The 21716-nt window shown below is 52.2% G+C and carries 16 protein-coding genes and 1 pseudogene; 4 read left to right on the top strand and 13 right to left on the bottom strand.

Features of this window, described 5'->3' with window-relative positions; all coding sequences use genetic code 11:
• Window positions 1-68: 68 nt before the first annotated feature.
• The 5 genes from SD70_RS39810 to SD70_RS13365 form a co-directional block, all read right to left on the bottom strand.
• On the bottom strand, window positions 69-446 hold the full coding sequence (locus SD70_RS39810; protein WP_331436782.1) for an alcohol dehydrogenase catalytic domain-containing protein: 378 nt from the start codon (window positions 444-446) through the stop codon (window positions 69-71).
• A complete protein-coding gene (locus SD70_RS13350; protein ID WP_052487395.1) occupies window positions 443-2710 on the bottom strand; it encodes a helix-turn-helix transcriptional regulator in 2268 nt (755 codons plus the stop codon). The genes SD70_RS39810 and SD70_RS13350 overlap by 4 nt, the downstream gene beginning before the upstream one ends.
• Window positions 2711-2783: 73 nt before the next feature.
• Entirely contained in the window at window positions 2784-3659 is an 876-nt protein-coding gene (locus tag SD70_RS13355; protein WP_041048054.1) for a carbohydrate ABC transporter permease, read from the bottom strand.
• Entirely contained in the window at window positions 3653-4618 is a 966-nt protein-coding gene (locus SD70_RS13360; protein WP_041048055.1) for an ABC transporter permease, read from the bottom strand. The genes SD70_RS13355 and SD70_RS13360 overlap by 7 nt, the downstream gene beginning before the upstream one ends.
• 73 nt (window positions 4619-4691) lie before the next feature.
• The gene (locus tag SD70_RS13365; protein ID WP_041048056.1) at window positions 4692-6308 is read right to left on the bottom strand and encodes an extracellular solute-binding protein; all 1617 of its coding nucleotides are present in this window, start codon (window positions 6306-6308) and stop codon (window positions 4692-4694) included.
• 698 nt (window positions 6309-7006) lie between these two features.
• Here SD70_RS13365 and SD70_RS33290 point away from each other — a divergent pair.
• Complete coding sequence (locus tag SD70_RS33290) at window positions 7007-11128, top strand: OmpL47-type beta-barrel domain-containing protein (protein ID WP_052487396.1); 4122 nt, start codon at window positions 7007-7009, stop codon at window positions 11126-11128.
• Between the two features lie 48 nt (window positions 11129-11176).
• Here SD70_RS33290 and SD70_RS13375 read toward each other — a convergent pair whose 3' ends face one another.
• On the bottom strand, window positions 11177-12049 hold the full coding sequence (locus tag SD70_RS13375; RefSeq protein WP_197081032.1) for an AraC family transcriptional regulator: 873 nt from the start codon (window positions 12047-12049) through the stop codon (window positions 11177-11179).
• A 129-nt stretch (window positions 12050-12178) separates the two neighbouring features.
• Here SD70_RS13375 and SD70_RS13380 point away from each other — a divergent pair, with 129 nt between their 5' ends.
• Entirely contained in the window at window positions 12179-13282 is a 1104-nt protein-coding gene (locus SD70_RS13380; RefSeq protein ID WP_041048057.1) for an SGNH/GDSL hydrolase family protein, read from the top strand.
• Between the two features lie 131 nt (window positions 13283-13413).
• A complete protein-coding gene (locus tag SD70_RS13385) occupies window positions 13414-13962 on the top strand; it encodes a dihydrofolate reductase family protein (RefSeq protein WP_041048058.1) in 549 nt (182 codons plus the stop codon).
• Window positions 13963-14147: 185 nt separating this feature from the next.
• Here SD70_RS13385 and SD70_RS13390 read toward each other — a convergent pair whose 3' ends face one another.
• The 7 genes and pseudogenes from SD70_RS13390 to SD70_RS13420 form a co-directional block, all read right to left on the bottom strand.
• The gene (locus tag SD70_RS13390) at window positions 14148-15854 is read right to left on the bottom strand and encodes an adenine deaminase C-terminal domain-containing protein (RefSeq protein ID WP_041048059.1); all 1707 of its coding nucleotides are present in this window, start codon (window positions 15852-15854) and stop codon (window positions 14148-14150) included.
• A 19-nt stretch (window positions 15855-15873) separates the two neighbouring features.
• Window positions 15874-16935, bottom strand: coding sequence for an ABC transporter ATP-binding protein (locus SD70_RS13395; RefSeq protein ID WP_041048060.1), 1062 nt, complete (start codon window positions 16933-16935; stop codon window positions 15874-15876).
• 14 nt (window positions 16936-16949) lie between these two features.
• Window positions 16950-17738 (bottom strand): ABC transporter permease, encoded by a 789-nt coding sequence (locus SD70_RS13400; protein ID WP_041048061.1) that lies wholly within the window; start codon window positions 17736-17738, stop codon window positions 16950-16952.
• Window positions 17739-17743: 5 nt separating this feature from the next.
• On the bottom strand, window positions 17744-18562 hold the full coding sequence (locus SD70_RS13405) for an ABC transporter permease (RefSeq protein ID WP_041048062.1): 819 nt from the start codon (window positions 18560-18562) through the stop codon (window positions 17744-17746).
• A 29-nt stretch (window positions 18563-18591) separates the two neighbouring features.
• Entirely contained in the window at window positions 18592-19524 is a 933-nt protein-coding gene (locus SD70_RS13410; protein WP_041048063.1) for a nucleoside hydrolase, read from the bottom strand.
• Window positions 19525-19706: 182 nt separating this feature from the next.
• A pseudogene (locus SD70_RS13415) lies at window positions 19707-20788 on the bottom strand (ABC transporter substrate-binding protein).
• Window positions 20789-20992: 204 nt separating this feature from the next.
• Complete coding sequence (locus SD70_RS13420) at window positions 20993-21352, bottom strand: hypothetical protein (protein WP_041048064.1); 360 nt, start codon at window positions 21350-21352, stop codon at window positions 20993-20995.
• Here SD70_RS13420 and SD70_RS13425 point away from each other — a divergent pair.
• The gene (locus SD70_RS13425; protein ID WP_041048065.1) at window positions 21345-21683 is read left to right on the top strand and encodes a hypothetical protein; all 339 of its coding nucleotides are present in this window, start codon (window positions 21345-21347) and stop codon (window positions 21681-21683) included. The genes SD70_RS13420 and SD70_RS13425 overlap by 8 nt on opposite strands.
• Window positions 21684-21716 lie beyond the last annotated feature (33 nt).

A 21716-nucleotide genomic window follows, 5' to 3' on the forward strand; every position in this document is an offset into this window, starting at 1 on the left:
CTGGGCAATCAAATTGCCTAAAATGCCGAGGCCGGCGACCGCAACCGATTCGCCGAACCGCAGGTCCGCTATCCGCAGTGCATGAATCGCAATCGCGCCGAGACCGGCGAAGGCGGCTTCCTCCGGCCTGACGCCTCCGGAACGGCGGCAGCCAGGTTCGCCGGAACCGAGAGCAGCTCCGCATGCCGTACATACGGCCCCCCGTAACAGGCGGCCCGCTGCCCGACCTCCCAGCCCGTCACGTTTTCTCCCACCTCGACCACCACGCCGGCTGCGCTGTACCCTAGCAGGACGGGCTGATTTTGGGATTTCCGGGCCATGGAAAGTTCCGTTCCGGGGCTTATGGCGGAAAATTCAGTGCGAATGAGAAGGTGGCCTTTGGTGCGGGACGGCGGTTCCAGCTCCAGTATTTGAATGGCTCCAGCTTTGGCAGCAACGGCTTTCATTTTGTTTTCCTCCTAAGCTCCATAACAGAGGGTTCATGTTTTTTCCGATATTCGCTCGGCGAAATGCCGTAATATTTTTTGAACGTGCTGGTAAAAGTCGAGGAATTCAGGTAGCCTGTGCTTTCACCGATTTCCGCGACCGATGCGTTGGTGTGCAGCAGCATTTTTTTGGCTTGAGCTAGCCTGACTTTATTCAAATACTCGACAAAATTGACTCCGAACGTCTTCTTGAAATAATTCGAGAAATATTTGGGGCTCGTTTCCAGCCTATCGGCCATATGGTTGAGATCCAGGTTGTGCATATAGTTTTGTTCGATATAACGGGAGATCGCCTGCTGGTCGAGCTTTCGTTTTTGTCCGTTATTGTAGCTTTTCGCAACCATTTGTGCCGCCTGTACGAGTTCGTCGCGAATCGCCGCGGAATCGAAAGCGTTTTCAATGGCGCTTGATGCTTTTCGCTCCCAATCTCTGTAATCGTTAACCTCGCTCTGCCCGTCTTCATCCATGTGTTGGAAAACGTAGAACAGCAGGCATTTCGCAATAGGCACCAGTTTGTTGAAAGGGACGGACAGCTCCTCATTTTTATCCATCAAATGATGGATTATACGGATACATTCCGTTTCATCGCCGCTTGACAGGCAATTCGAAAGCTTTTCGACCAGATCGGTCGGGAAGTAAATTTTCCTGGAATGCCTGATCGCCTGCACATCGATCACGTGATCGGCGTTGCCGGCATTTCGGTATGTCATGCCGTCGATGATATCTTGATAAGCCAAATGGCAGTTCTGGATTTTCGATGTATAAGCTCTGCCGACCACGGCCAGAACGTCATACGTGCCTTCATTTTCGGTTTGCCGGACCAATTTCCGGATTTCTTTCAGCACGGAATCCCGCTCTGCGCCGTGGTGCACCCCGACAAGGGCCAAAAACTGCAGCCGGCCGGCATGATAAAGCACGGTGCCGGTAAAGCTGCTCTGCAGCCTGGCACTCAGGAAATCGTAAACTTCATCCGCTTTCGGCGCAGCAGTCTCCCCCTTCGCTTTGTGCGGCTGCACGTAAAACGCCGTTAACATAAAGTTGCGGTCCCGGAACATATCCGAAAAATACCGCTGCGTCCGGATTTCAAATTCCCTGGAATGGGAATATTCGTCCAGCGCATGCATCAGCACGCCCCTGCGCATTTCCGAATCGATAAAATCCATCTGCGTTTTATAGGCCTCGTTTTCCTCCTGAATTTTTCGGATGCCTGCTTGAATGCTGCGAAAATCGGCCCAGCCTCCTCGCCCTCCGAACAGCTTCAGGATGTCTTTCACCGGCCTGTATAAATAAAAGGTGAGCATGACGGACAAAATAAGCGCCGCCACAATAGCCGTCAGCATGATGAGCCGGTTGGCGTCGGTGACCGTCTTCACATTTTGGAATTTGTAGGGAATTTTATCAATATAGATGTAGTCGTTATAATCCGATTTGAAAAAATCAAATTCGTAATCTTTTCGTTTCAGCGAAGAGCCGGCCTCCGTCACCGCAAGATCCTTCAAAGCGCCGACAATGTCCCAATTTTGCTCCGTACTGAGAATCACATTTCGGTCTTGGTCCAGAACGATAATCGACGTGCCCTGCATCATAGCGGTCTGGTTGACATGCCGCAGCAGCTTATCCGCGTTGATGAAGATCATCACGTTAAGCGTGGACAGTTGGTTGTTGCCGAGCACGACGTGCAGCTTTCTCGTTTGCTCCCCGAACGGCGCCGCAGCTTGCGAATAGTCCTCCGCCGGAAAAATTCGCATCGGATGCTTGGAAGAAGCATAGGACTTCCAAAAATCGGCGTTATACAGTTTATGCCTGTATTTCTGGTTAATTAGTTCGTTTAAATCGCTTGTTCCTTCGGTTGTGATCGCCAGGCTGGAGGCCGTGTTAAACACAACGACTTCTTCAATATAATCGATCGATGAAGTCATCTTGGCGAGATTTTTTTGAATCATGTATACGTTCGACATATCCGCCTTGCCTGAAGCATCCCATGCTTCATAAGGCAGCATATTGATCGAGAATATAATATCGTTGATATCCTTGAAGCTTCGATCGAACGACTGAATCATGTTCTTTACGACCAGCTTATTGTTTTCGCTCACCTGGTCATAGATGCCCGATATCGAGTTTTTAAAAACGATATAGTTGGAAATAAACATAATGGTGACGACCAAAAGCAAGGCGAAAAAAATTTGCAGCAGTCCCTTGTTGGCAATCATCTTGAAGTTTGGCATGAAAGCCACTCCCCAGCGGAAACGGTTTTAAGCACGAACGCTTATGTCTTGTTCAATTCGACGAACGACCTTATCAACCCTTTTCCGAGCCCAGCATAATGCCTTTAGCAAAATATTTCTGCGCAAATGGGTAAACCATCAGCACAGGAACCATGGACAGAAAAATGGTTGCGTTTTTCATCGCTTGGGGTGTGAGCGCCGCCTTATCCATCAAAGCCGTTTCCCTCGCCTGGTCCGAGATCAGCATATCCTTAAGCACCACCTGCAGCGGATACAGATGCGGGTCGTTCAGATAGATCATCGGCAGAAAAAAGCTGTTCCAGTGACCCATAAAGTAAAACAGCCCGATCGAAGCGAGCGCCGGTTTCGCAAGCGGAATGACGATCTGCAGCAGGATCCGGTATTCCGAAGCGCCGTCGATCACGGCAGACTCCCGAAGCGAGCCGGACATCGATTCGTAAAAGTTTTTCAGGATCAGGAGTTCAATGGTCCAAATCGCATTGGGCAGCACAAGAGCCCAAACCGTATCGATCAGATGAAGCTTCTGGACAATGAGATAAGTCGGAATGATGCCCCCGTTTAAAAACATGGTCAGCACGATGGCCACCAGGAAAAATTTCCTCCCGAAAAAGTTCGGCCTTGAAAGAGGATATGCGGCAACGGCGCTCATCAGAAGGTTGATGGCCGTTCCCAAAGTCGTATAAAGGATCGTATTGAGATAGGCCCTGGGCACTCTGACATCCTGAAGGACGGCTTTATACGCATTCAGATTGAATCCCTTCGGAAGCAAGAAAACTTTATTTTGCACAATGCTGGCCGTATCGCTGAACGAAATGGCCACGACATAGATGACGGGGTAAACGGTGACGGCGGCCACGAGCACCAGAACGACGGTTAGAAGCAGATCGAAAACCGAGAACTGCACCTTGTTGCGGCGCTTTTTTACCATAGTCCTTTTCCCCCGGCCTTCCGGCTTACAAAATTAGATAGCAGCAGCATGACGAGGGCAATGACCGATTCAAACAGGCCCACCGCAGCGGCGTAGCTGTAATTGGTTTCGAGCAGACCTTTTCGGTACACATATGTCGAAAAAACATCGCCGACCTCATAAGTCATCGGGTTGTACAGAAGCAGCACTTTCTCGTAACCGACGCGGAACATCGCGCCGGATTTGAGGATGAACATGATCAGGATCGTCGGCATGATGCCGGGCAATGTGATATGCCGCATCATCTGCAATCGTGTGGCTCCGTCGACCTTCGCCGCTTCATAAAGCGTAGGGTCGATACCGGCGATGGCCGCCAAATAAATAATGGCTTCGTAGCCCATAGTTTGCCAGATCGTTACGAGTACATAGATGGTCCGGAACCATTCCGGCATGGTGAGGAAGTACTTCGGCGCAAATCCGAGCTGCTTCAAGACTTCGTTGACTACCCCGTGTGTCGGTGACAAGAAATCGATAATCATGCTGCTCACAATGACGACGGACAGGAAAGAAGGAAGATAGCTGAACGTTTGCACGGTCTTTTTGAATGCGGCTCTCCTGACCTCGTTCAGCAAAATGGCGAACAGGATCGGAAACGGGAACCCCCACAGCAAGGTAAAGAGCCCCAGCAGGAACGTATTTTTAAACAATACCCAAAAATCCGGGCTATCGAAAAATCGCCTGAAATGTTCGAAACCAACCCACTCGCTGCCCCACACGCCTTGATAAACGCTGTAATCCTTAAACGCGATAATCAAGCCGTATAACGGCCCGTAACGGAACAACACATAAAAAATCATGCAAGGAATAAACAGAATAAGGAGCTGCCGGTCCTTTTTGATATGGCTTGCCATTTTGGCCAACCCGGAACGAGGAACCCGCCCTGTCTGCCGGTGTAAAACATCCGGATGTATCGTTCCCATTGCCAATTCCCCCTAGATCAGGACCGGTCCCCGGACGCTTCCGCAGCCGGGGATGCCGGTTAAGGTGCACTTGTTATTTTGCCGCGTCAAAACGCTTCTGGGCCGCGTTGAACGTATCGATATATTTCGATGCGCCCAATTTTTCCACGTTTTGCACCCAATCTTTCCACTGGGCGTCCCCGTAATCTTTTTTGATGACATACTTCGCACTGAATTCGTTGGCGGCCTTTACCAGAGTCGTACGCACGTCCGCCTGCACTTTGATTTCATCGTTCGTAAATTTCAGCACCGGATCGGCAGGCTCGAATCTTTTGCCGCTCAGCATTTTGTCCTGCGCTTCTTTCTCTTTTTCCGTGAAGTTATAGTATACGCTTCGGTGGTCCGGTTTCAGGTACATGCCTTCCATCCAAAGTCCGTACTTTTTATCAAGCGCTGTGATATCGACAGTCGGCACATCCTTGAGCTCCGGATAAACGGGTTTCCCGTTCTCCATTTTGAAAGTCTGGCCCTCGACTCCCATGGTGACAAGTTCCGCGCCGGACGGGCTGGTCAAGTAATCCAGCAGCTTGAGGGCGATGTCTTTATTTTTGTTGTTTGCCACCGTGATCCCGAAATTATCGATTCTCGGCAAGGTGGTGATGCGGCCGGTCGGGCCGATCGGGTTGCCGTACCGCAAGTTGTAGTTCGGATTTTGGGTTTTCACCTGGTTGGCGAACAAATCCAGCCTGCCGATCCAGTCCCAAGTGACAAAAGCTTTGTCATTCGTCATTTTAGCCGTCCACGACGCGTCGGTGTCCGTAATAAATTCGGGGTCGAGCAGCCCTTCGTTATACAGCTTTTTCAAATAATCCAGCTCGTCCTTGTATTCCTGCTGGGTATATTGAAGCTTCCAGGTCTTGTCTTTTTCGTCGTAGAAAGCCGGCGAGCTGGCTCCGCCGATTCCCCAGCCATAGGCCAGATTGGTGAAGATCGCTTCCTTTGTTTTGCTGGCGAACGGGTACGATTGCGGATAAGCTTCCTTGACCTTTTTCAGATCCTGATAAAACTCGTCCGGACCGTTCCACTCTTTAAGGCCAAGCTTATCCCAAATGTCTTTCCGGTACAGGATGCCGTGGTTGACGTCGCGCTGAAGGTTGTAAATCGGCCACGTGTACAAGTTGCCTTTATCGTCCGTCCACGACTTCATGATCCAGTTATTGTCTTTATTGTCGACATAGAGCTTTTTAAAATTGGGCAATTCACCAAGATGGGCATTGATCGGCTCGAGCGCTCCCTGGCCGCCCATCTTGTTCAGTTCGGCGAGCGGCAAGCCGTGGAAAATGTCCGGGAGTTTGCCGGAGGCCACCACAACTTTCAATTTATCCTGGAAGCTGGCTGACGGGTACGCCTGGAGTTCAAGATGGATGCCTGTCCGCTTTTCAATTTCTTTCACGATCATCGAATCGTTCGGATTCGGGTTCTCGCTCACGAGCATCCAGGTCAGCGTCGTCGGCTTATCAACGATCGGAAGCTTGATTCCCCCTGTGTCCCCGTAATTGGGGGCCGCGGCCCCGGCTGGCGCGCTGCTCGCCGGCGGCGAGGGTGTGCCCGGCGCAGTTTCGCTCTGCTGCTTGGCGCCGCCGCTGCATCCTGCGACAAGCGAAGCCGAGAGCGTGAAGACGGATGCCAAAGTCCATAACCTTCGTGCCATTTCTTTTTCCTCCCTTAATGTTGTGTGGCCATTTTCCCTCTTGTGAAATCGGAACATGGGATTCCGAAGCTTCGGTTTTTATATTAGGCGCACTCCTTCCACACTGTAAATAAAGCGTTTTCGCAATCGCGACAACTTGCGTTCAAGTGTTTGAGCCAAGTCGAAAAACCCTTATTTTCCGGCATTTTACCCGATATGGAAAATGATAAAGAGGTGGAAAATAGTAAAATGCATTCCCGCATTTCCTGCCCGGACGTTCAAGCGGAAGCGTATGCACGGGATGGTTGCATTGCTGGCCGTGGTATACGCTTAATCCGGCTGATCCGCTCGTTAAGTGAAAATCGCCAAAGCGGTGCGCGAGAACGTCCATTCCATGTACCGTTAACGAAGATAAAGTTCAACGTGCCGGCCCTTTGCAGTCCATTCACTTGGCAGTTATTTTTCGCCATTTTATCATTTTCCACCTCGCGCCTCCCCTTACGGCGCAAGCGTTTTCCACCCGTTTCCCATTCCCGCGGACAACAAATCCGGACGAAGCGAAATTGCTAAATATTCACAATTGCAAGCGCTTTATATAATTAAAAATGTTCGTTACCGGAAAGGAGGCGAAGCAGTTCACGGAAGCCGAATGTCCGTCAAGCGAAATTCGATGCCGCTTCATCCAATCAATCGTTCCAGACGCGAATGGAGGATGCCTCGTGAAACAGTTCATTCGAGAAAATCGACCGCTATTTTTGCTGCTTGGCTTATTGCTTCTTTTTTCTTCTATCGTTCCTGCAGGAAGCGCTTTTGCAGCCGGAGACCCTGTTCCCCAATACGAGTCCGTTCCTGTCAGCTTGAACAACCCCGGATTTGAAGACGTTTCGGGCGGCAAAGCCGTCGGATGGTCGTACTGGACCTCCGGTTACCTTTACGGCATGTCTGTCAGCGACACGGTTTACAAGGAAGGCTCCCATAGCTTGAAGCTGGATGTGTTGCCGAACAAAACGATGGGCGTGGAAAGCGCCAAGGTGGATGTCGTGCCGGGCCAGCGCTACCGTGTAACGACGAGCGTTTATTCCGATACATACGACCCTGCGCTTACAAGTTCCATGGTCCGCATTTGGCTGCGATTTTATAACGACGGGGCCCAGGTAAAGGACTTCGGCGTAAACGTACCTAATTCGAATCTTCCGCAAGGGCAATGGACGGATTTAACCGTCGAGGGAGTAGCACCCGCTAACGCCAATAAAGCAACCGTTCTTTTTTATGCGGATAAAGCCAGCGCATTCTCCGCGTATTTCGATAATGTCAGGATGGTGCAGCTCGTCCCGGTCGCGCCAGGCGGGCGGACGCTGCAAAACGGAGGGTTTGAAGCTCCCTCCACGGACGCGGGCATTCCCGGCTGGAAGCCTTATCCCGACACTTTGCCCGCTGGTTACTCCGTGTCTCTGTCTACGGAGCAATCATTCGAAGGAACGAACAGCGTTCGCATCGACGACGGAGGAGCGTCGTCTGTGGGCCTGATCAGCTCGCCTATAGACGTCGTTGCCGGAAGAGGTTACTCGGCCTCCGTAATGGCTTACATCAGTTCGAGGGGCGTAAGCGCGCCTCCCGGTTCCGGAGGAGTAAGCTTATATTTGAAATATTACGATTCGGCCGATAATGAGGTAGGCTCTTTCGCCAAAAGCGCAAAGTCGCCTGTAGACGGATGGGTCCCCCTAAGGGTAGAAGCTGTGGCACCTGTCAATGCTTCGTATGCCAAGCTTTGGCTTTACTCCTCGACCGGCACTGTAGGCACCTCTTACTATGACAATGCAAAGTTTGAAGAAGTCGCCATGTTAACGCTTCCTTACGAATATGCGCAACCGGTTTCCTTGGGCGACGCGACCGTGGTGGCGAAAAACGGAGGCGCGGCAGTTGGGAACGGTGAAGTTTATTTCGGTGCCACCGGCGCGCCTGCCACCTTCTATGCCGTCGACGCTTTCACGGGCCAAGTCCATTTTTCCGCGCCGATGCCCGGGTCGGATACCGTATGGGCCGTAACCGTCGGTTCGGACGGCAACGCCTACGTATCCGGAATGTTGACCGGCATTCTGTATCGATACAATCCGGCCCAGAAAAAACTGGAGAATCTCGGCGTGAACCCGTCCAACAAAGTCGTATGGGACTTGGACGCTTCGTCCGACGGTAAAATTTACGGTTCCACGTACCCGAATTCCAAAGCGTTCGTTTACGATATTGCCGCGGCGCAATTTACGGATTTGGGCACCATCCTTCAGGGGCAGGATTATGCCCGGGGAGGGGGCGTCACGGATAAATACTTCTATGTGGGGACCGGACCGATAGCCCATTTGTTCCGCATTGACCGCAGCACCGGAGAGAAGACGGAAATCCAGCTCTCCATTACCGGAACGGACAATTTTGTGTCCAACGTTTGGTCGTACGGAGGCCGGTTGTTCGTTGCGTACGGAACTTCCCTGCTTGTTCTTGACGAAAAGGATTACAGCGAACTGAAGAAAATCAGCTGGGACAGCGCCTTGGCCTTCGACGGAAGAATTTCTCCGCCTTCACCCTATAATCCGAATCTCATTTACTACCGGAATAAAACGACCGCCGAGCTGTGGTCCTATGATATATCCAGCAATGAGGTAGCGCCGGTGACCCCTGCTGTGAAGCTGTTTACTTCGGGGGTTACGGGGCTGAATTGGCAGAAGCTGCCGGACGGCCCGAATGCAGGGAGAGACGTTCTCGTCATGTTGTCCAATAATGTGGAACTGGCCATATACGATCCTGTCGACAACACCGTCACCCTGAAACCTACAGATGTCGCGAAAAGCGGCATTCTGATACAAAGCTTGGAAGCCGGTCCCGGCAACAAGCTTGTGATGGGCGGATACACGGCGGCGATGAGCATGTATGATTTGACAAAGGGTGCATTTGAACATCAGGAGGCGGAGCCTTCCCAAATTGAAGGAATGGGCTCTTTAAACGGAAAAATGTATTGGGGAACGTATGGAGGAGCCGTCATTTACCGTTACGACCCCGAAAAGCCGTTCGAACTGCGGAAAAATCCCGGAATCGTCTACGACATCGGAGATGATCAGGACCGTCCGTTTGGGTTCGATTCGGGCGACGGGAAGCTGTTTATCGGTACCGTTCCCGATTACGGTCATCTGGGCGGCGCCCTGACGATCTTTGATGAAGAGAAGAACACCTGGAATACGTATCGCAACCTCATCCAGAATCAGAGCATCATCGGCGTTGCCTACCACAACGGCAAAGTATACGGGGGATCGAGCCTATCGGGAGGACTTGGCATCAATCCCACGGAAACCGAAGCTAAGATGTTCGAGTTTGACGTGGCTACGGCGACAAAAACGGCGGAATTCAAGCCGAACGTACCCGGATTCGGAACCCCGAAAATGATCGGCGACCTGAAAATGGGTCCAGACAACCTGCTTTGGGGAATCATGTGGGGGCTTACGGCCGACGGTCAGAACGGATACGCCTTATTCGCCATGAATCCCGACACCAAGCAGGTCGTCAAAAGCCGAATCCAGTATACGGGCGACACCGGAAGCACCTGGCGGCCTTTCTATCTTCGCTGGGGAAGCGACGGGCTGCTGTATACGACAATCGGCAGGCAGTTGATCGCCTTCGATCCGAATACGCTGGCAGCCAGGCAATTGGTGAACGGCTCCGTGTCGCTGATGACCCTAGGACCGGACGGCAGCATTTACTACGCCCTGGACGCAAAATTGATGAAAATGACCCCGCGGATGACATCGGCTTCACTCTCGGCGGGGCAGACAGAGCTTACGAAAGGCCAGCAAACGGACCTTACGGTATCCCTGCAGCTGGTCAATAACAAAATCGCCAACTCGGCCGGCACGGAAATTAGCTACACCGTCAGCGATCCTTCCGTTGTGCAGGTGGAAAACGGAAAAGTAGTCGCATTAAAGTCGGGAACGGCGTCCATATCGGCTACGGTCAAACAGGATACCGCCGTAAAAACGACGAATACGATTACCGTCACCGTTGTCGATAAAGTTCCTCCGGTAACCCGGGCAACTTTGGATACGAACGGAGCGCAGCCGGTAAACGGTTGGTATACCGTGCCTGCAACTGTATATTTATCGGCCGAAGATGACGATTCGGGCGTGCAGCTTACGGAGTTCCGGGTCAATGACGGAGCTTGGGAGCCTTACGGGCAAGGGATCGTGTTTGACCAAGACGGGAGCTACACTCTCGAATACAGAAGCACCGACCGTGCCGGCAACCGGGAAGACAGCAAATTCCTGAATGTGAAAATTGACCGTACCGCACCGGTGATCTCGCCGCCTTCAACGCTCACGTTCCTGCAAACCGATCCTATTCAGCCGGTATTCCAAATTACGGACGCCGCAAGCGGAGTAAATGAAATAACGGCGAATTTGGACGGTGCGTCGGCAGCTTATCCGTTACAACTGCCGCCGGTTCAATTATCCGTAGGTGACCATGCCCTCCATATACGCGCTACGGATCATGCGGGCAACGTAAGCGAGGCTGATTTTACGCTGAAGGTGACAATCGATCTTAGCCATTTTGCCGACCTGATTTTGGACTGGGCTGAGCAGACAACCGACCACGGGTTTTCGCAAAGTATGCTCACCAAAGTTCAAAACGATCTGAAAGCAGCCGATAACCATTCGAATCCGAACAGCGATCGCGTCGTTGTCAACGTATTGAACGCACTGGAGAATGAAGTTCAGGCGCAATCCGGCAAAAAAATGCCGCAACACTTTGCCGCTCTTCTGCTGCAGGACATTCAATATTTGAGGAACCAATACAGTCAATAAAGATGTAATAAACAGCTGCCCCGTTAATTCTAGGGGGCAGCTGTTTTTTCAGCCAGAATATCGCCTTGCGTTTGCGTTATTTTTCACAATGGGAATCCATGCTTCGCAGCGATAGCCTTCCTCTTGAGCATTTCCCGACAAGTACATTTCGATTTCGGGCAAACCGGCGTGCTCATAATCGGTGGCCGGGAACCAAACCTGGTAAATTTTGCGGAACGTATTTTGAATGGCGTCGGGAAGCGGCCCGATAGAAGGGAAAATGGCCCAGGTGGAAGACGGTATCGTTTGCATGGCCAACCCGTCCGCCATGGAAGCGGCATCTGCTTCTCTGGCGATCATGTATGTAAATTGTTCATCGAAATTCATTGTTACGCCAAGGAATGGCGTATCCGTTTCCAGGGAACTTAACTTGGCAAAAGTGCCGTCCAACCGGCACTCGCCCCAAAACCACTGCCGGGTGCGGCCTTCATTCCCGCATACGAGCTCGGCAGCTTTGCCGACGACTGTAAACGCTTCCTTTTCCACGATGTAATAATCCACTTCATCGCTTCCCAGCGTGGGGAGCTGAAACGAAACACGGGGAAACGCTTTTAAAGGAACGCCCGTTTGGCGGGCTTCCGACGGAACAACGCCGTGGATTTTACGGAACGCCTTGCAGAACGACTCCGGCGAATCATAGCCGTATTTCAACGCGACATCAACTACTTTCGCCGAGGATACGGCCAATTCTTGCGCGGCTAACGTCAACTTGCGCTTTCGCACGTATTCGCCCAGCGTTATTCCGGTCCACATATGAAACATCCGTTGAAAATGAAAGGTGGAGGAATGCGCGGCCTTCGCAATTGTCTCGACATTCAGCGATTCTTCCATATGGCTTTCGATAAACTCCAGAGCGTCTTCCATTCGTTTCAGCCAATCCAAGCCCCATCACCTCAAATTCATTATACATGTCGCAACCTCTGCGGAAAAAGCATAAAAAGACAGGATCGTTCCCGCTACCGTTGATAAAATTTGATTGAACATAAGGAATCATACGATGAGGTGATCGGAATGAACGTTATACGGAACAGGAAAAAAACGCTATGTAAAGTCGGTATCTCGTGCTGCATTGCTGCATCGCTCCTTGCTGGTTGCCAGTACAAAGCCCAACCCGGAGCGCAGAACAGCAGCCCCGCCCAAAACCAGATCGCAGAGAAACGGCTGATTGAAGCGACCAGCCCCGAATGGCTTTACACGAACGGAAGCTGGAACAAAGTGAACGTATCGGGCTGGGGCGACGTAATGAGAAGCGAAGAACAGTACGGAAGCCGCGCCCAAATCGAAACGGACAGTCCGCTGGCCATTCTTAAGCAGCGTGGCATCGGCGGCAATGTGATCGTTACTGTAGACGGCAAAGAGGCTGTCAATCGCGGACTGGGCACAACCGGGGAAGCGGAGGAAATTCCTATACTCAGCAACAGCACGGGATGGCATCACATCGAGATTATTTTCTCCAACCGCACTAGTGAAATCGACGGAATATTGATCAGCAAAAATGCCAAGGCCAGGAAGCCCGAATACAACAAGAAGAAATTGGTCGTGATCGGCCACAGTTATGCAGAAGGATATAATGCGAGCAATTTTGCCTTACGGTCATTTACAGCGTTAGTTGGCGACATCCTCGGCTTGGAAAGCATCAATAAAGGCATCGGCAGAACGGACATCAACGTAGCCGTCGGCGCTGCGAAAAACAGCGGATTGGACAGAGTCCAGACTGACGTGATCGGCTTGAAGCCCGATTATGTTCTCTCCGTCTTCGGTTACAACGTCTTGAGCGATATTAGTGTTGGCAGAATGACGCATAAACAGTATCAAGACGATTATACGAAGTTCATAAAAGCGATAAATGATGCATTGCCGCAGACGCACGTTTTTGCAAGCGGAATTGCTTCCGTACCGGGCAGGCCCGATGAAAGCCTAAAGCCGGTAAACGACGATATTAAAAACGCTTGCGCCAGTGCTTCGAACTGCACGTTCATTGACTTGGCCGGCAAGCTTAACCAGAGCAACTATGACAAATATATCGCATATGACGGAATCCACCCGAACGATGCAGGACATAAATTCCTGGCGGAACAATATGCGAAGGTCATGTCGGAGGTTATCAAAAAATAAAAAGCCGCATTTCAGCAATCTACAAGAAATCGACACATGGATAACATAGTAAAGTGGATGTAAGACGAGATTTACCCACGCGCTCGAAGAAATCAATTGTGGGCTAATCTCAAAGTTAGGAGGTTAGTTGAATGAGAAGAATCATTGTTTCAGAAATGTTATCCGTTGATGGCTTGATCGAAGCGGAAAGCGGAAAGCTTGACTGGTTCGTTCAGGACGAAGAGCTTAATGCAAACGCCATGGAATTGCTTGAGTCGGTCGATGCTATTATATATGGACGAACGACGTATGAGATGATGGCAGGTTTTTGGCCGTACGCTCCAGGCGATTTCGCCGCGAGGACAAACGCTTTGCAGAAATACGTATTTTCAAATGACCTCAAAGCGACACCGTGGGGTGAGTGGAACAATGCCCGTCCGATTAGCGGCGATTTTGCGGAAGAAATTGCAAAGCTCAAACAACAACAGGGCGAAGATATGGTCGTATACGGAAGCGGCAGTATTGTTCGACAATTAACGAATCTTGGATTGGTTGACGAATATAGATTCATTATTAACCCGGTTGTCCTGGGCAAAGGCAAACCGCTTTTCGCTAACATTCACGATCTCATCACGCTGAAGCTGGTTCAGGCAAAAACTTTTCCTTCAGGCTGTGTCGCACTGACGTATCGCCCTTCTTAAGGTTAGTTGCAGGCGCGAGCTGTGGATGCCGCAAACAAGCTATGTGATAAAAGTCCAATTTTTTGACGATGTGAACAGGAACCTGTGTAAGTCGAAAACGGATCAAGGCTGCCGATCGTCTCCCTCGGCAGCCTTGTTCGGATCTCGTTCACTTTACTTCGACACGCGGGGCTTCAACGCGAATCTTATACCAACAGCGATACTACCTTACCCTTATTCACGTCGATTAGTCCGTAATCCGTGATTTTCAGCGCCGGACTGACCGGGAGCGAATGCGTGCTGATGGACATGATCGGATTATAGTGACAGTAACCGAGCGCTTCCAAGGCCCTGCGCAGCTGCTCCACTTCCTCCGCCAGCTCCGCCAGCGGCTTCTCCGAAAGAATACCGCCCACCGGCAGCGCCAGATTGGCCAAAATTCGGCCGTTCTCGACCGCGCAGAAGCCGCCCTGGCCGCTGATCACGGTGTTAGCCGCCAGCATCATATCGGCCGGGTTGTGTCCGACCACCAGCAGGTTGTGGTTGTCATGCGAGTACGTCGTCGCAACGGCTCCCCGCTTGATCGTGTCCCCGCCGATGAAGCCGTAGGCGCGGTTGCCGTTTACCCCATAACGCTCGAACGTTGCGATCAGCCCGTAGGGGCTCTCCTCCCAGATCAGCTTGCCGCCCCGCGCTTCCATCTCGCCGACCAGCTCCTCGGTAAAGGTAGAGCCGTCTTTGACCATCATCACGCGGCAGGCATAGCGCCCGTTTTCCACCTCGGCGTGAGCCGCAAAGTCAGCCTCCGTAAGCAGCGGCAGCTTTACACTCCGGTAAAAATGGTCGGGAAACTTGTACGCCGACGGCACAGGCTTGTATTCTTCGCCGGCGGAGTACACCTTGCTTCCATTTTTATAGACTTGGTCGATGGCGAGCTCTTCCAGACTGGACACCAGCAAAAAGTCGGCTATTTTGCCGGGCGCGATAACGCCGCGGTCGTGCATGCGCATGCGCCTCGCCGGTGTAAACGTGCCGGCGTAAATCGCTTTTTCGGGCGCCATGCCCATCCGGATCGCTTTGCGCACAATATGGTTCAAATGCCCGCGCCGCTGAAAGGAGTCGGCCATCACGTCGTCGGTCACGAAGCAAAAGTGCTCCGACACCTCGTGCGTGTTCAAATAATCGATCACTTCCTGAGTCATCGATTTTTCCTGAATTTCGATAAACATCCCGGCGGCAATGCGAGCCTCCATCCCTTCGATCGATTGATGGGTATGGTCGGAATCCACCCCGGCATAGATGATCCGGTGAAGATCCAAATCGAGCAGCTTCGGTACGTGCCCCTCAATAATCAGATGCGGATAGCGCTCCCGGATATGCTGAAGAATACGGTTGGTTTTGCTGTCCGGGGCATGAATGACATCGACGTAATTCATAATTTCCCCGAGACAAATAATATCCTCGGTTCTCAGCAGCTCGTCCATGTCGTCGATCTCCATGGCGCCTCCGGTCGTTTCCATGGACGTGGCGGGCACCGAGCTGGGAATCGCATAAAACATATCGGCAACGCAGTGCTCGCTGGCCCGGATCATGGCCTTGACGCCTGAGAGCCCGAATACGTTGGCCATTTCGTGCGGCTCGGGAACAATGGTTGTGACGCCGTTTTGGATTAAGCCGTGAGAAAACGCGGCCGGCGTCACCATGGTGCTCTCAATGTGCAGATGGATATCGATCAGCCCGGGAATCAAATACATGCCGCGCCCGTCCAATACTTGATCGACCTCGAAGCTATCTGCGGACCGGGTACCGATATACAGAAATTTGCCGTCCAGCACCGCGGCATTGCCCGGAATAAATTTTTTGAAATATCCGTTGTAAATCCGTACGTTATCGATCCATAAATCTACGCGCATGTCCTGCACCTCCGAGTCGTTACTCCACGAGCACCAGTTTTTCTCTTGGGAAAAAGAGACGTACCTCCTGCCCGCTCAAAAAGGGCGATTCCATCTCTTTGTTGGCCGTGAAGCTGCCCAGCTCGGTCTCCACGACATATTGGTAGCTGCGCCCGAGGAAGGTGCTAACCTTCACGCGGCCCGTCAGGCAGCCCACCCCGGCCTCGATTTCTTCCGGAGTGCCGACAACAATGTCGTCCGGACGGATCGCCCCCTTGCGCCCGTTTGCCCCGGACATACCGGGGTGCCTTACTGCGCGAAAGATCCGGTCCTTCGCCTTGAGCTCGATCTCATCGCCCGAGTCGGAGCGCTGCTCGAAATCGATGAAGTTGTTGAAGCCGATAAACCGGGCGACAAACTCCGTCTTCGGGTATTTAAAAATCGCTGCGGGGCGGTCCAGCTGCTCAATGATGCCCTTGTTCATAATCGCTACCCGGTCGGAGATGGAGAAGCACTCTTCCTGGTCGTGCGATACGTAAATGGTAGTGATGCCGAGCTCCTGCTGGATGCGGCGGATTTCCACACGCATACTCACGCGCAGGTTCGCATCCAGGTTGCTGAGCGGCTCGTCGAACAGCAGCAGATCGGGTTCGATGACGAGCGCTCTGGCAATCGCTACCCGCTGACGCTGTCCGCCGGAAAGCGCCTTTGGAAATCGCTGCTCGAATCCCGCCAGGCTTACCGCATCCAGCACTTTCGTCACACGCTGCCTGATTTCAGGCTCTTTTACCTTCCGGAGCCGAAGTCCGAAGGCTACGTTGTCGTACACGGACAAATGGGGAAACAAAGCGTAATTCTGAAACACAAATCCGAAATTCCGTTTATTGACGGGAATCCGGGTATAATCTTTGCCGTTCAGGAGGAACTTGCCTTCCTTCGCTTCCAGAAAACCCGCGATCAGGCGCAGCGTGGTGGTCTTGCCGCAGCCGCTCGGCCCTAGGAGCGAAATGAGCTGGCCCTTCTCGACGCTTAAGTCGAAGTTCTGAAGAATATATTGATTTTCATAGGCTACCGAAACTTTTTCGAGCGACAGCAATGCCATGGACGAAAGCCTCCTTATCGTTTCGTAAAGTATGACAAACCCATCAGTCTTTCGATCACGAACATCAGCACGGCGGTAAGCGCCATGAGCAGCACGGAAATAGCGGCGATGGTCGGGTCAAAGTAGTTTTCCACGTAGGTCAGCATCTGGATCGGCAGCGTGCTCACCCCCGGCCCGGTCATGAAGACGGAGATGTCCACGTTGTTGAACGATTCCAGGAAGGCGATCAGCACGGCTGCGATAATGCCCGATTTGATATTCGGCAGCACGACGCGGAAAAACGTTTGGAGCCGCCCCGCTCCCAGGCTGAGCGCCGCTTCCTCGACAGCGAAATCGAAGTTCGCCAGGCTGGATTCGACGACCCGGATAATGAACGGGAGCATAACGACCGTGTGCCCGACCAGCAGCCCCGTATAAATCGGCAGATGATACGTGACGATCAAAAATTTGAGCATGGTGAAGCCAAGAACGATGCCGGGAATCAGCACCGGCGAGAGAAAAACGGCGTTCAAGGCATCCTTGCCTTTGAATGGAAACCGGCTGAGCGCATACGCGGCGGGAATGCCCAGCAGCAGGGCGAACAAATTCCCGAGCAGCGACACCGCCATTGACGTTTTGAACGTTTTCATAAACATTTCGACTTCGAAAATTTTCTGATACCATCTGAGCGAAAAGCCCGTCGGCGGAAATTTCAGTACGGTGCCGGGTTCAAAAGACGACAAAGCGATAATAACGAGCGGTCCGAGCAAAAAGAGATAGACCAGAAGCGTAAACAGGCCCAGCCCTCGATTGTTCTCCTGCATACCTTCTACCCCTTCGGATTCAATGTATTGGCGATTTTGTTCATGATCGCGATAACCGCGAAGGTGATCGCCATCATGATGGTGGCAATGACGGAAGCCGAATACCAGTCGTTCAGCGTAATCGCATTTTGATACAGGAAGGTCGAGATCACTTTCTGCTTGCCTCCCAGCAAGGCCGGCGTGGTGTAGGCGGTCAAGCTGCCGACAAACACCAGAATGCTGCCGATGATGAGCCCCGGCACGCTAAGCGGCACAATGACTTTACGGAATGCCGAAAACCGGGAGGCCCCCAGGCTTTCCGCCGCCTTGATCAGATCCGGATCAATGTTCTCCATCACTCCGACAAGCGTAATAATGATCAGCGGCAGGAACAGATGAACAAGTCCGATCATCATGGCCGCCGGCGTATATAAAATGTCCATGGGCTCCTTGATCAGTCCCAGGGCGATCAAAGCGTTGTTCAGCAGCCCCTTTTTCCCCAAAATAATCATCCAGCTGAAGGAGCGCACCACCGAACTCGTCAGCAGGGGAAAAATCGCCAGCGCCAGCAGCAGGCTCTTTTGCCTCCGTCCCCGCCGGGAAATATAGTAAGCGACCGGAAACCCGAGCACGATGCACATCAGCGTCGTGACCAGACTGACCTCCAGCGTAGTGAACAGGATTTTCAGGAAAAACGTATCCCCGAAAAAATGCATATAGCCTTCGAGCGTGAACGCCCCGTCATGAACAAAGGTGGAGCCGACCGTGATGACAATCGGAACCAGCATGAACGCGGTCAAAAACAGCAAGCCCGGCAGCAGCAAAACCAAAACCTTTTTCTTCATGTGCTCCTTCTCCTGTTCCTTGGGTTCCTCTAGCCTAGAAGCGCTTGAATAAACATGGCGAGAAAGGCGTCCGCGTCCACATCGAGACAAACATGGGCGTTGGCCGGACGGCCCAGACGCCCTTGAATGTCGCACACCGTCTGGCCATCGCAGAGCTCGCTCTTCGTTTCCACATCCACATGGAGATGACGCGTCGTTACCAGCTCCCTGGAAATCGCCACGCCTACGGCGAGAGGGTCATGAAGAGCGCAGGCGCGTACGCCGTTGCGCTCGTAATACCGCTGCATATAATCGGCGGTGCTCTGCTCCACATATCGTCCGATCGGCGTGTCCCCAAGCTGGGCGATATGTTCCTCGTTCAGCAGGGCGCGGCGCGTTACATCGAGCCCTACCATCGTAAGGGCAGGAAAGCCGGCCTGCAGCACGAGCTTGGCCGCCTCCGGATCGACATACATGTTGTACTCGGCCGAAGGCGTCACGTTGCCGAAGGTCAGCATAGCGCCTCCCATCACGACCACCTCTTTTACTTCGTTGGCGAGCTGCGGATACTTCAGCAAGGCGAGTGCCAAATTGGTCAGCGGCGCCGTCATGACGAGCGTTACTTCTCCCGGATGGCGGCGCACCTGCTCGATCAGAAAGTCCGGCCCAAATCCGGGGGCGGGCTGTTGACGCACAGGCATATCGCGCAGTGCGCCTCCAAGCCCATCTTCGCCGTGTACCCGATGCTCGAAGAACGATCCGCGCAGCAGCGGACGGTCCGCCCCTTTGATCACCGGGATCTCTCGCTCGACCCCGAGCAATTGCAGCACTTTGCACGTATTTTCCGTTGCCTTCAGCAGCGATACGTTGCCATTCACCGTCGTGATGCCCAGAACGTCCAAGGCGCCGCTGCGAACCGCCAGCATGATGCCGAGGGCGTCATCGATCCCCGTATCGACGTCCAGAATGACCTTTTTTGCCATAGCGGGCTTCCTCCCCTGTTTTGCAGTTGGCGCAGCTTCCGTCTCTCCGAATCTCGAAAGCCGTCTGAGAGAAGAACTCCTATCGAAGTATTCTCCAAGATTGTGAACCGGTAACAAAAACAAGGGTACATGTTGGCGCATATACCCTTGTCGTCGAGTTGTGGCGTGATGCCGGACTTCTTTTACCGGGTCACTTCTTTGTTAAAACGGTCGATCCACGCTTTCAGGTTCTGGTTCACAAATTTCATATCCAATTTCCGCAGCTTGGCTACCGTATCCGCCCCATAGGTAATGCCTTGCGCTTCCTCGGCCGTCAGCTTAAGCTCTTTGTTCACGGGCGAATCGACTTTTGCCTTTGCGGATTTTTCCTGCACTTCCTTGCTCAGATGCCAGTTAATGAAATCCTCGGCCAACTGCTTGTTTTTGCTGCCCTTGACGATGTTGACCGTATTCATGATCGCATAACCGCCTTCCTGCGGCGAAACGAACTTCGTTTCCGGCACCGCCGCCTTCAGGTCCTTCACATACATTTCCATAATCGGCCCGGCGGCAATTTCGCCTTGGGAGTACATGTTCACGAACTCCGAAGTTTGGCCGTAGTATTTGACAACGCTATTATTCAGCTCTTTCAATTTGGCGAACGCTTGATCCGCATTGAACGCTTGTCCGCCCGCCACGAGGGAAGCCGCATCGACGACCATCGGGCCGCTGGTCGAGGTGATATTCGGCATCGTCAGCTTTTTCGCCAGCTTCGGATTCCACAGGTCCGACCACGATTTAATTTCCATGCCCGCTGCTTTCGGGTTGTACGCGATTCCCAGCTGGCCAATCGTGTAAGCCGGACCGTAGTCCTCGCCGAGCGGCGCTTTTGCGATATCGTAAATGTTGTTCAGGTTCGGGATGCGGCTGCGGTCGATCTTCTCGAACAAGCCGGCTTCGATTCCTGCTGCGCATAATAGTCGGACAAATAGATAAGATCGACGGAGGAGCTGCCTTGTTTGACCTTGTTCAAGCGTTCTGCATTATTTCCGGTCTCCAGGACGATCTGCACATTGTGCTCTTTTTCAAAAGGGGCGTATACTTCTTTTTTGAAAAAATCTTCCGAGAACCCCCAAGTGGAAATGACGAGTTTGGTCGGTTCGCCTTTTGCCGCGCCTCCTGCTGCTGCGCCGCCTTGCGGCTCCTTGTTCGCACTGCTGCATCCGGCGAGCGCCACTCCCACCAAGGAAAGAGAAATCAGACCGGTCATTATACGTTTTTTCATACTTTTTCGCGCCTCCATCAGCTTAAGTAGTGTCAAATGTTCAATTTTTTCCCCAAAGCGTTTATGAGAAAAACAAAAAGAAAAGCACTCTTAATAGAAAACACTTCTTCTAATAAGAACACTTTTCTTTGTAAACAAAGGAAAGCTGTATCCTCTTAGCCGTTTCCCGGTCTTCCCTTAAGATAAATCAAAAGGGAAAATCCGCTATATGTTTTGTGGAGCCGATAAAATGATGTTCGTGACGGCCAGCTGATTGGCCGGGTCGTAATCTCGAAGCACCGTTTCGATGGCCAGGCCCAGGTCCTGCTCCAGTCTCTCCCGGAGCTTCTTCTTGTAGATCGAGGACATATAAAAATCAACCTCGTACTTGAGCGCGGGCGCCTCGCCTTCCAGTGCCGCGGAACGCGGCGAACGCCGATGCTTTGCATAAAACGTGATCATCTGATTTTGCTCATCAATCATTACGCGGAGAAGAACCGTACCGAACCCGAATAATTCCTTCGAAACCTCGTTGTACGTGTGATATAGCTTCTTCTTGTACTCGGTGGAATCCAAGGTGGACATTCGATCACCTTCCGGGAGCATCCACGGCTCTATTTCGCAGCAACTTAACTTAATAATACATAAGAAACTTTTTTTTCGCAAGAATATTGTTCGTGTTTCGTTGGAAATGAAGATGGATTTTCATTGTCGCTCTCTTAAAATTAACCATTTTCCGAATAAACCCAGTCAATTTTATTCCAGCATTTTCATGAAGCTCATGTCAATGAAAAGGAAAAAAGAGAGGCTTTCGCCCCCCTTTCACCGCTTCGCCTTAAAAAATGTGGCGAGCTTGGTGCTCAACGTGCTGACGGCCTTCCTGTCCCCTTTGCGCAAGGAATTCAGCAGCGCGTAATCTGCCGCCGTCGCCGTATCCGATCGCTTGCCA

Origin of the sequence: Gordoniibacillus kamchatkensis (assembly GCF_000829455.1) — a bacterium.
GTDB classification, from domain to species: Bacteria; Bacillota; Bacilli; order Paenibacillales; family NBRC-103111; genus Gordoniibacillus; species Gordoniibacillus kamchatkensis.

Coding starts and splice junctions, on each gene's coding strand:
- SD70_RS39810 (WP_331436782.1), bottom strand. CDS start 446: ATGAAAGCCGTTGCTGCCAAAGCTGGAGCCATTCAAATACTGGAGCTG.
- SD70_RS13350 (WP_052487395.1), bottom strand. CDS start 2,710: ATGCCAAACTTCAAGATGATTGCCAACAAGGGACTGCTGCAAATTTTT.
- SD70_RS13355 (WP_041048054.1), bottom strand. CDS start 3,659: ATGGTAAAAAAGCGCCGCAACAAGGTGCAGTTCTCGGTTTTCGATCTG.
- SD70_RS13360 (WP_041048055.1), bottom strand. CDS start 4,618: ATGGGAACGATACATCCGGATGTTTTACACCGGCAGACAGGGCGGGTT.
- SD70_RS13365 (WP_041048056.1), bottom strand. CDS start 6,308: ATGGCACGAAGGTTATGGACTTTGGCATCCGTCTTCACGCTCTCGGCT.
- SD70_RS13380 (WP_041048057.1), top strand. CDS start 12,179: ATGAACGTTATACGGAACAGGAAAAAAACGCTATGTAAAGTCGGTATC.
- SD70_RS13385 (WP_041048058.1), top strand. CDS start 13,414: ATGAGAAGAATCATTGTTTCAGAAATGTTATCCGTTGATGGCTTGATC.
- SD70_RS13390 (WP_041048059.1), bottom strand. CDS start 15,854: ATGCGCGTAGATTTATGGATCGATAACGTACGGATTTACAACGGATAT.
- SD70_RS13395 (WP_041048060.1), bottom strand. CDS start 16,935: ATGGCATTGCTGTCGCTCGAAAAAGTTTCGGTAGCCTATGAAAATCAA.
- SD70_RS13400 (WP_041048061.1), bottom strand. CDS start 17,738: ATGCAGGAGAACAATCGAGGGCTGGGCCTGTTTACGCTTCTGGTCTAT.
- SD70_RS13405 (WP_041048062.1), bottom strand. CDS start 18,562: ATGAAGAAAAAGGTTTTGGTTTTGCTGCTGCCGGGCTTGCTGTTTTTG.
- SD70_RS13410 (WP_041048063.1), bottom strand. CDS start 19,524: ATGGCAAAAAAGGTCATTCTGGACGTCGATACGGGGATCGATGACGCC.
- SD70_RS13420 (WP_041048064.1), bottom strand. CDS start 21,352: ATGTCCACCTTGGATTCCACCGAGTACAAGAAGAAGCTATATCACACG.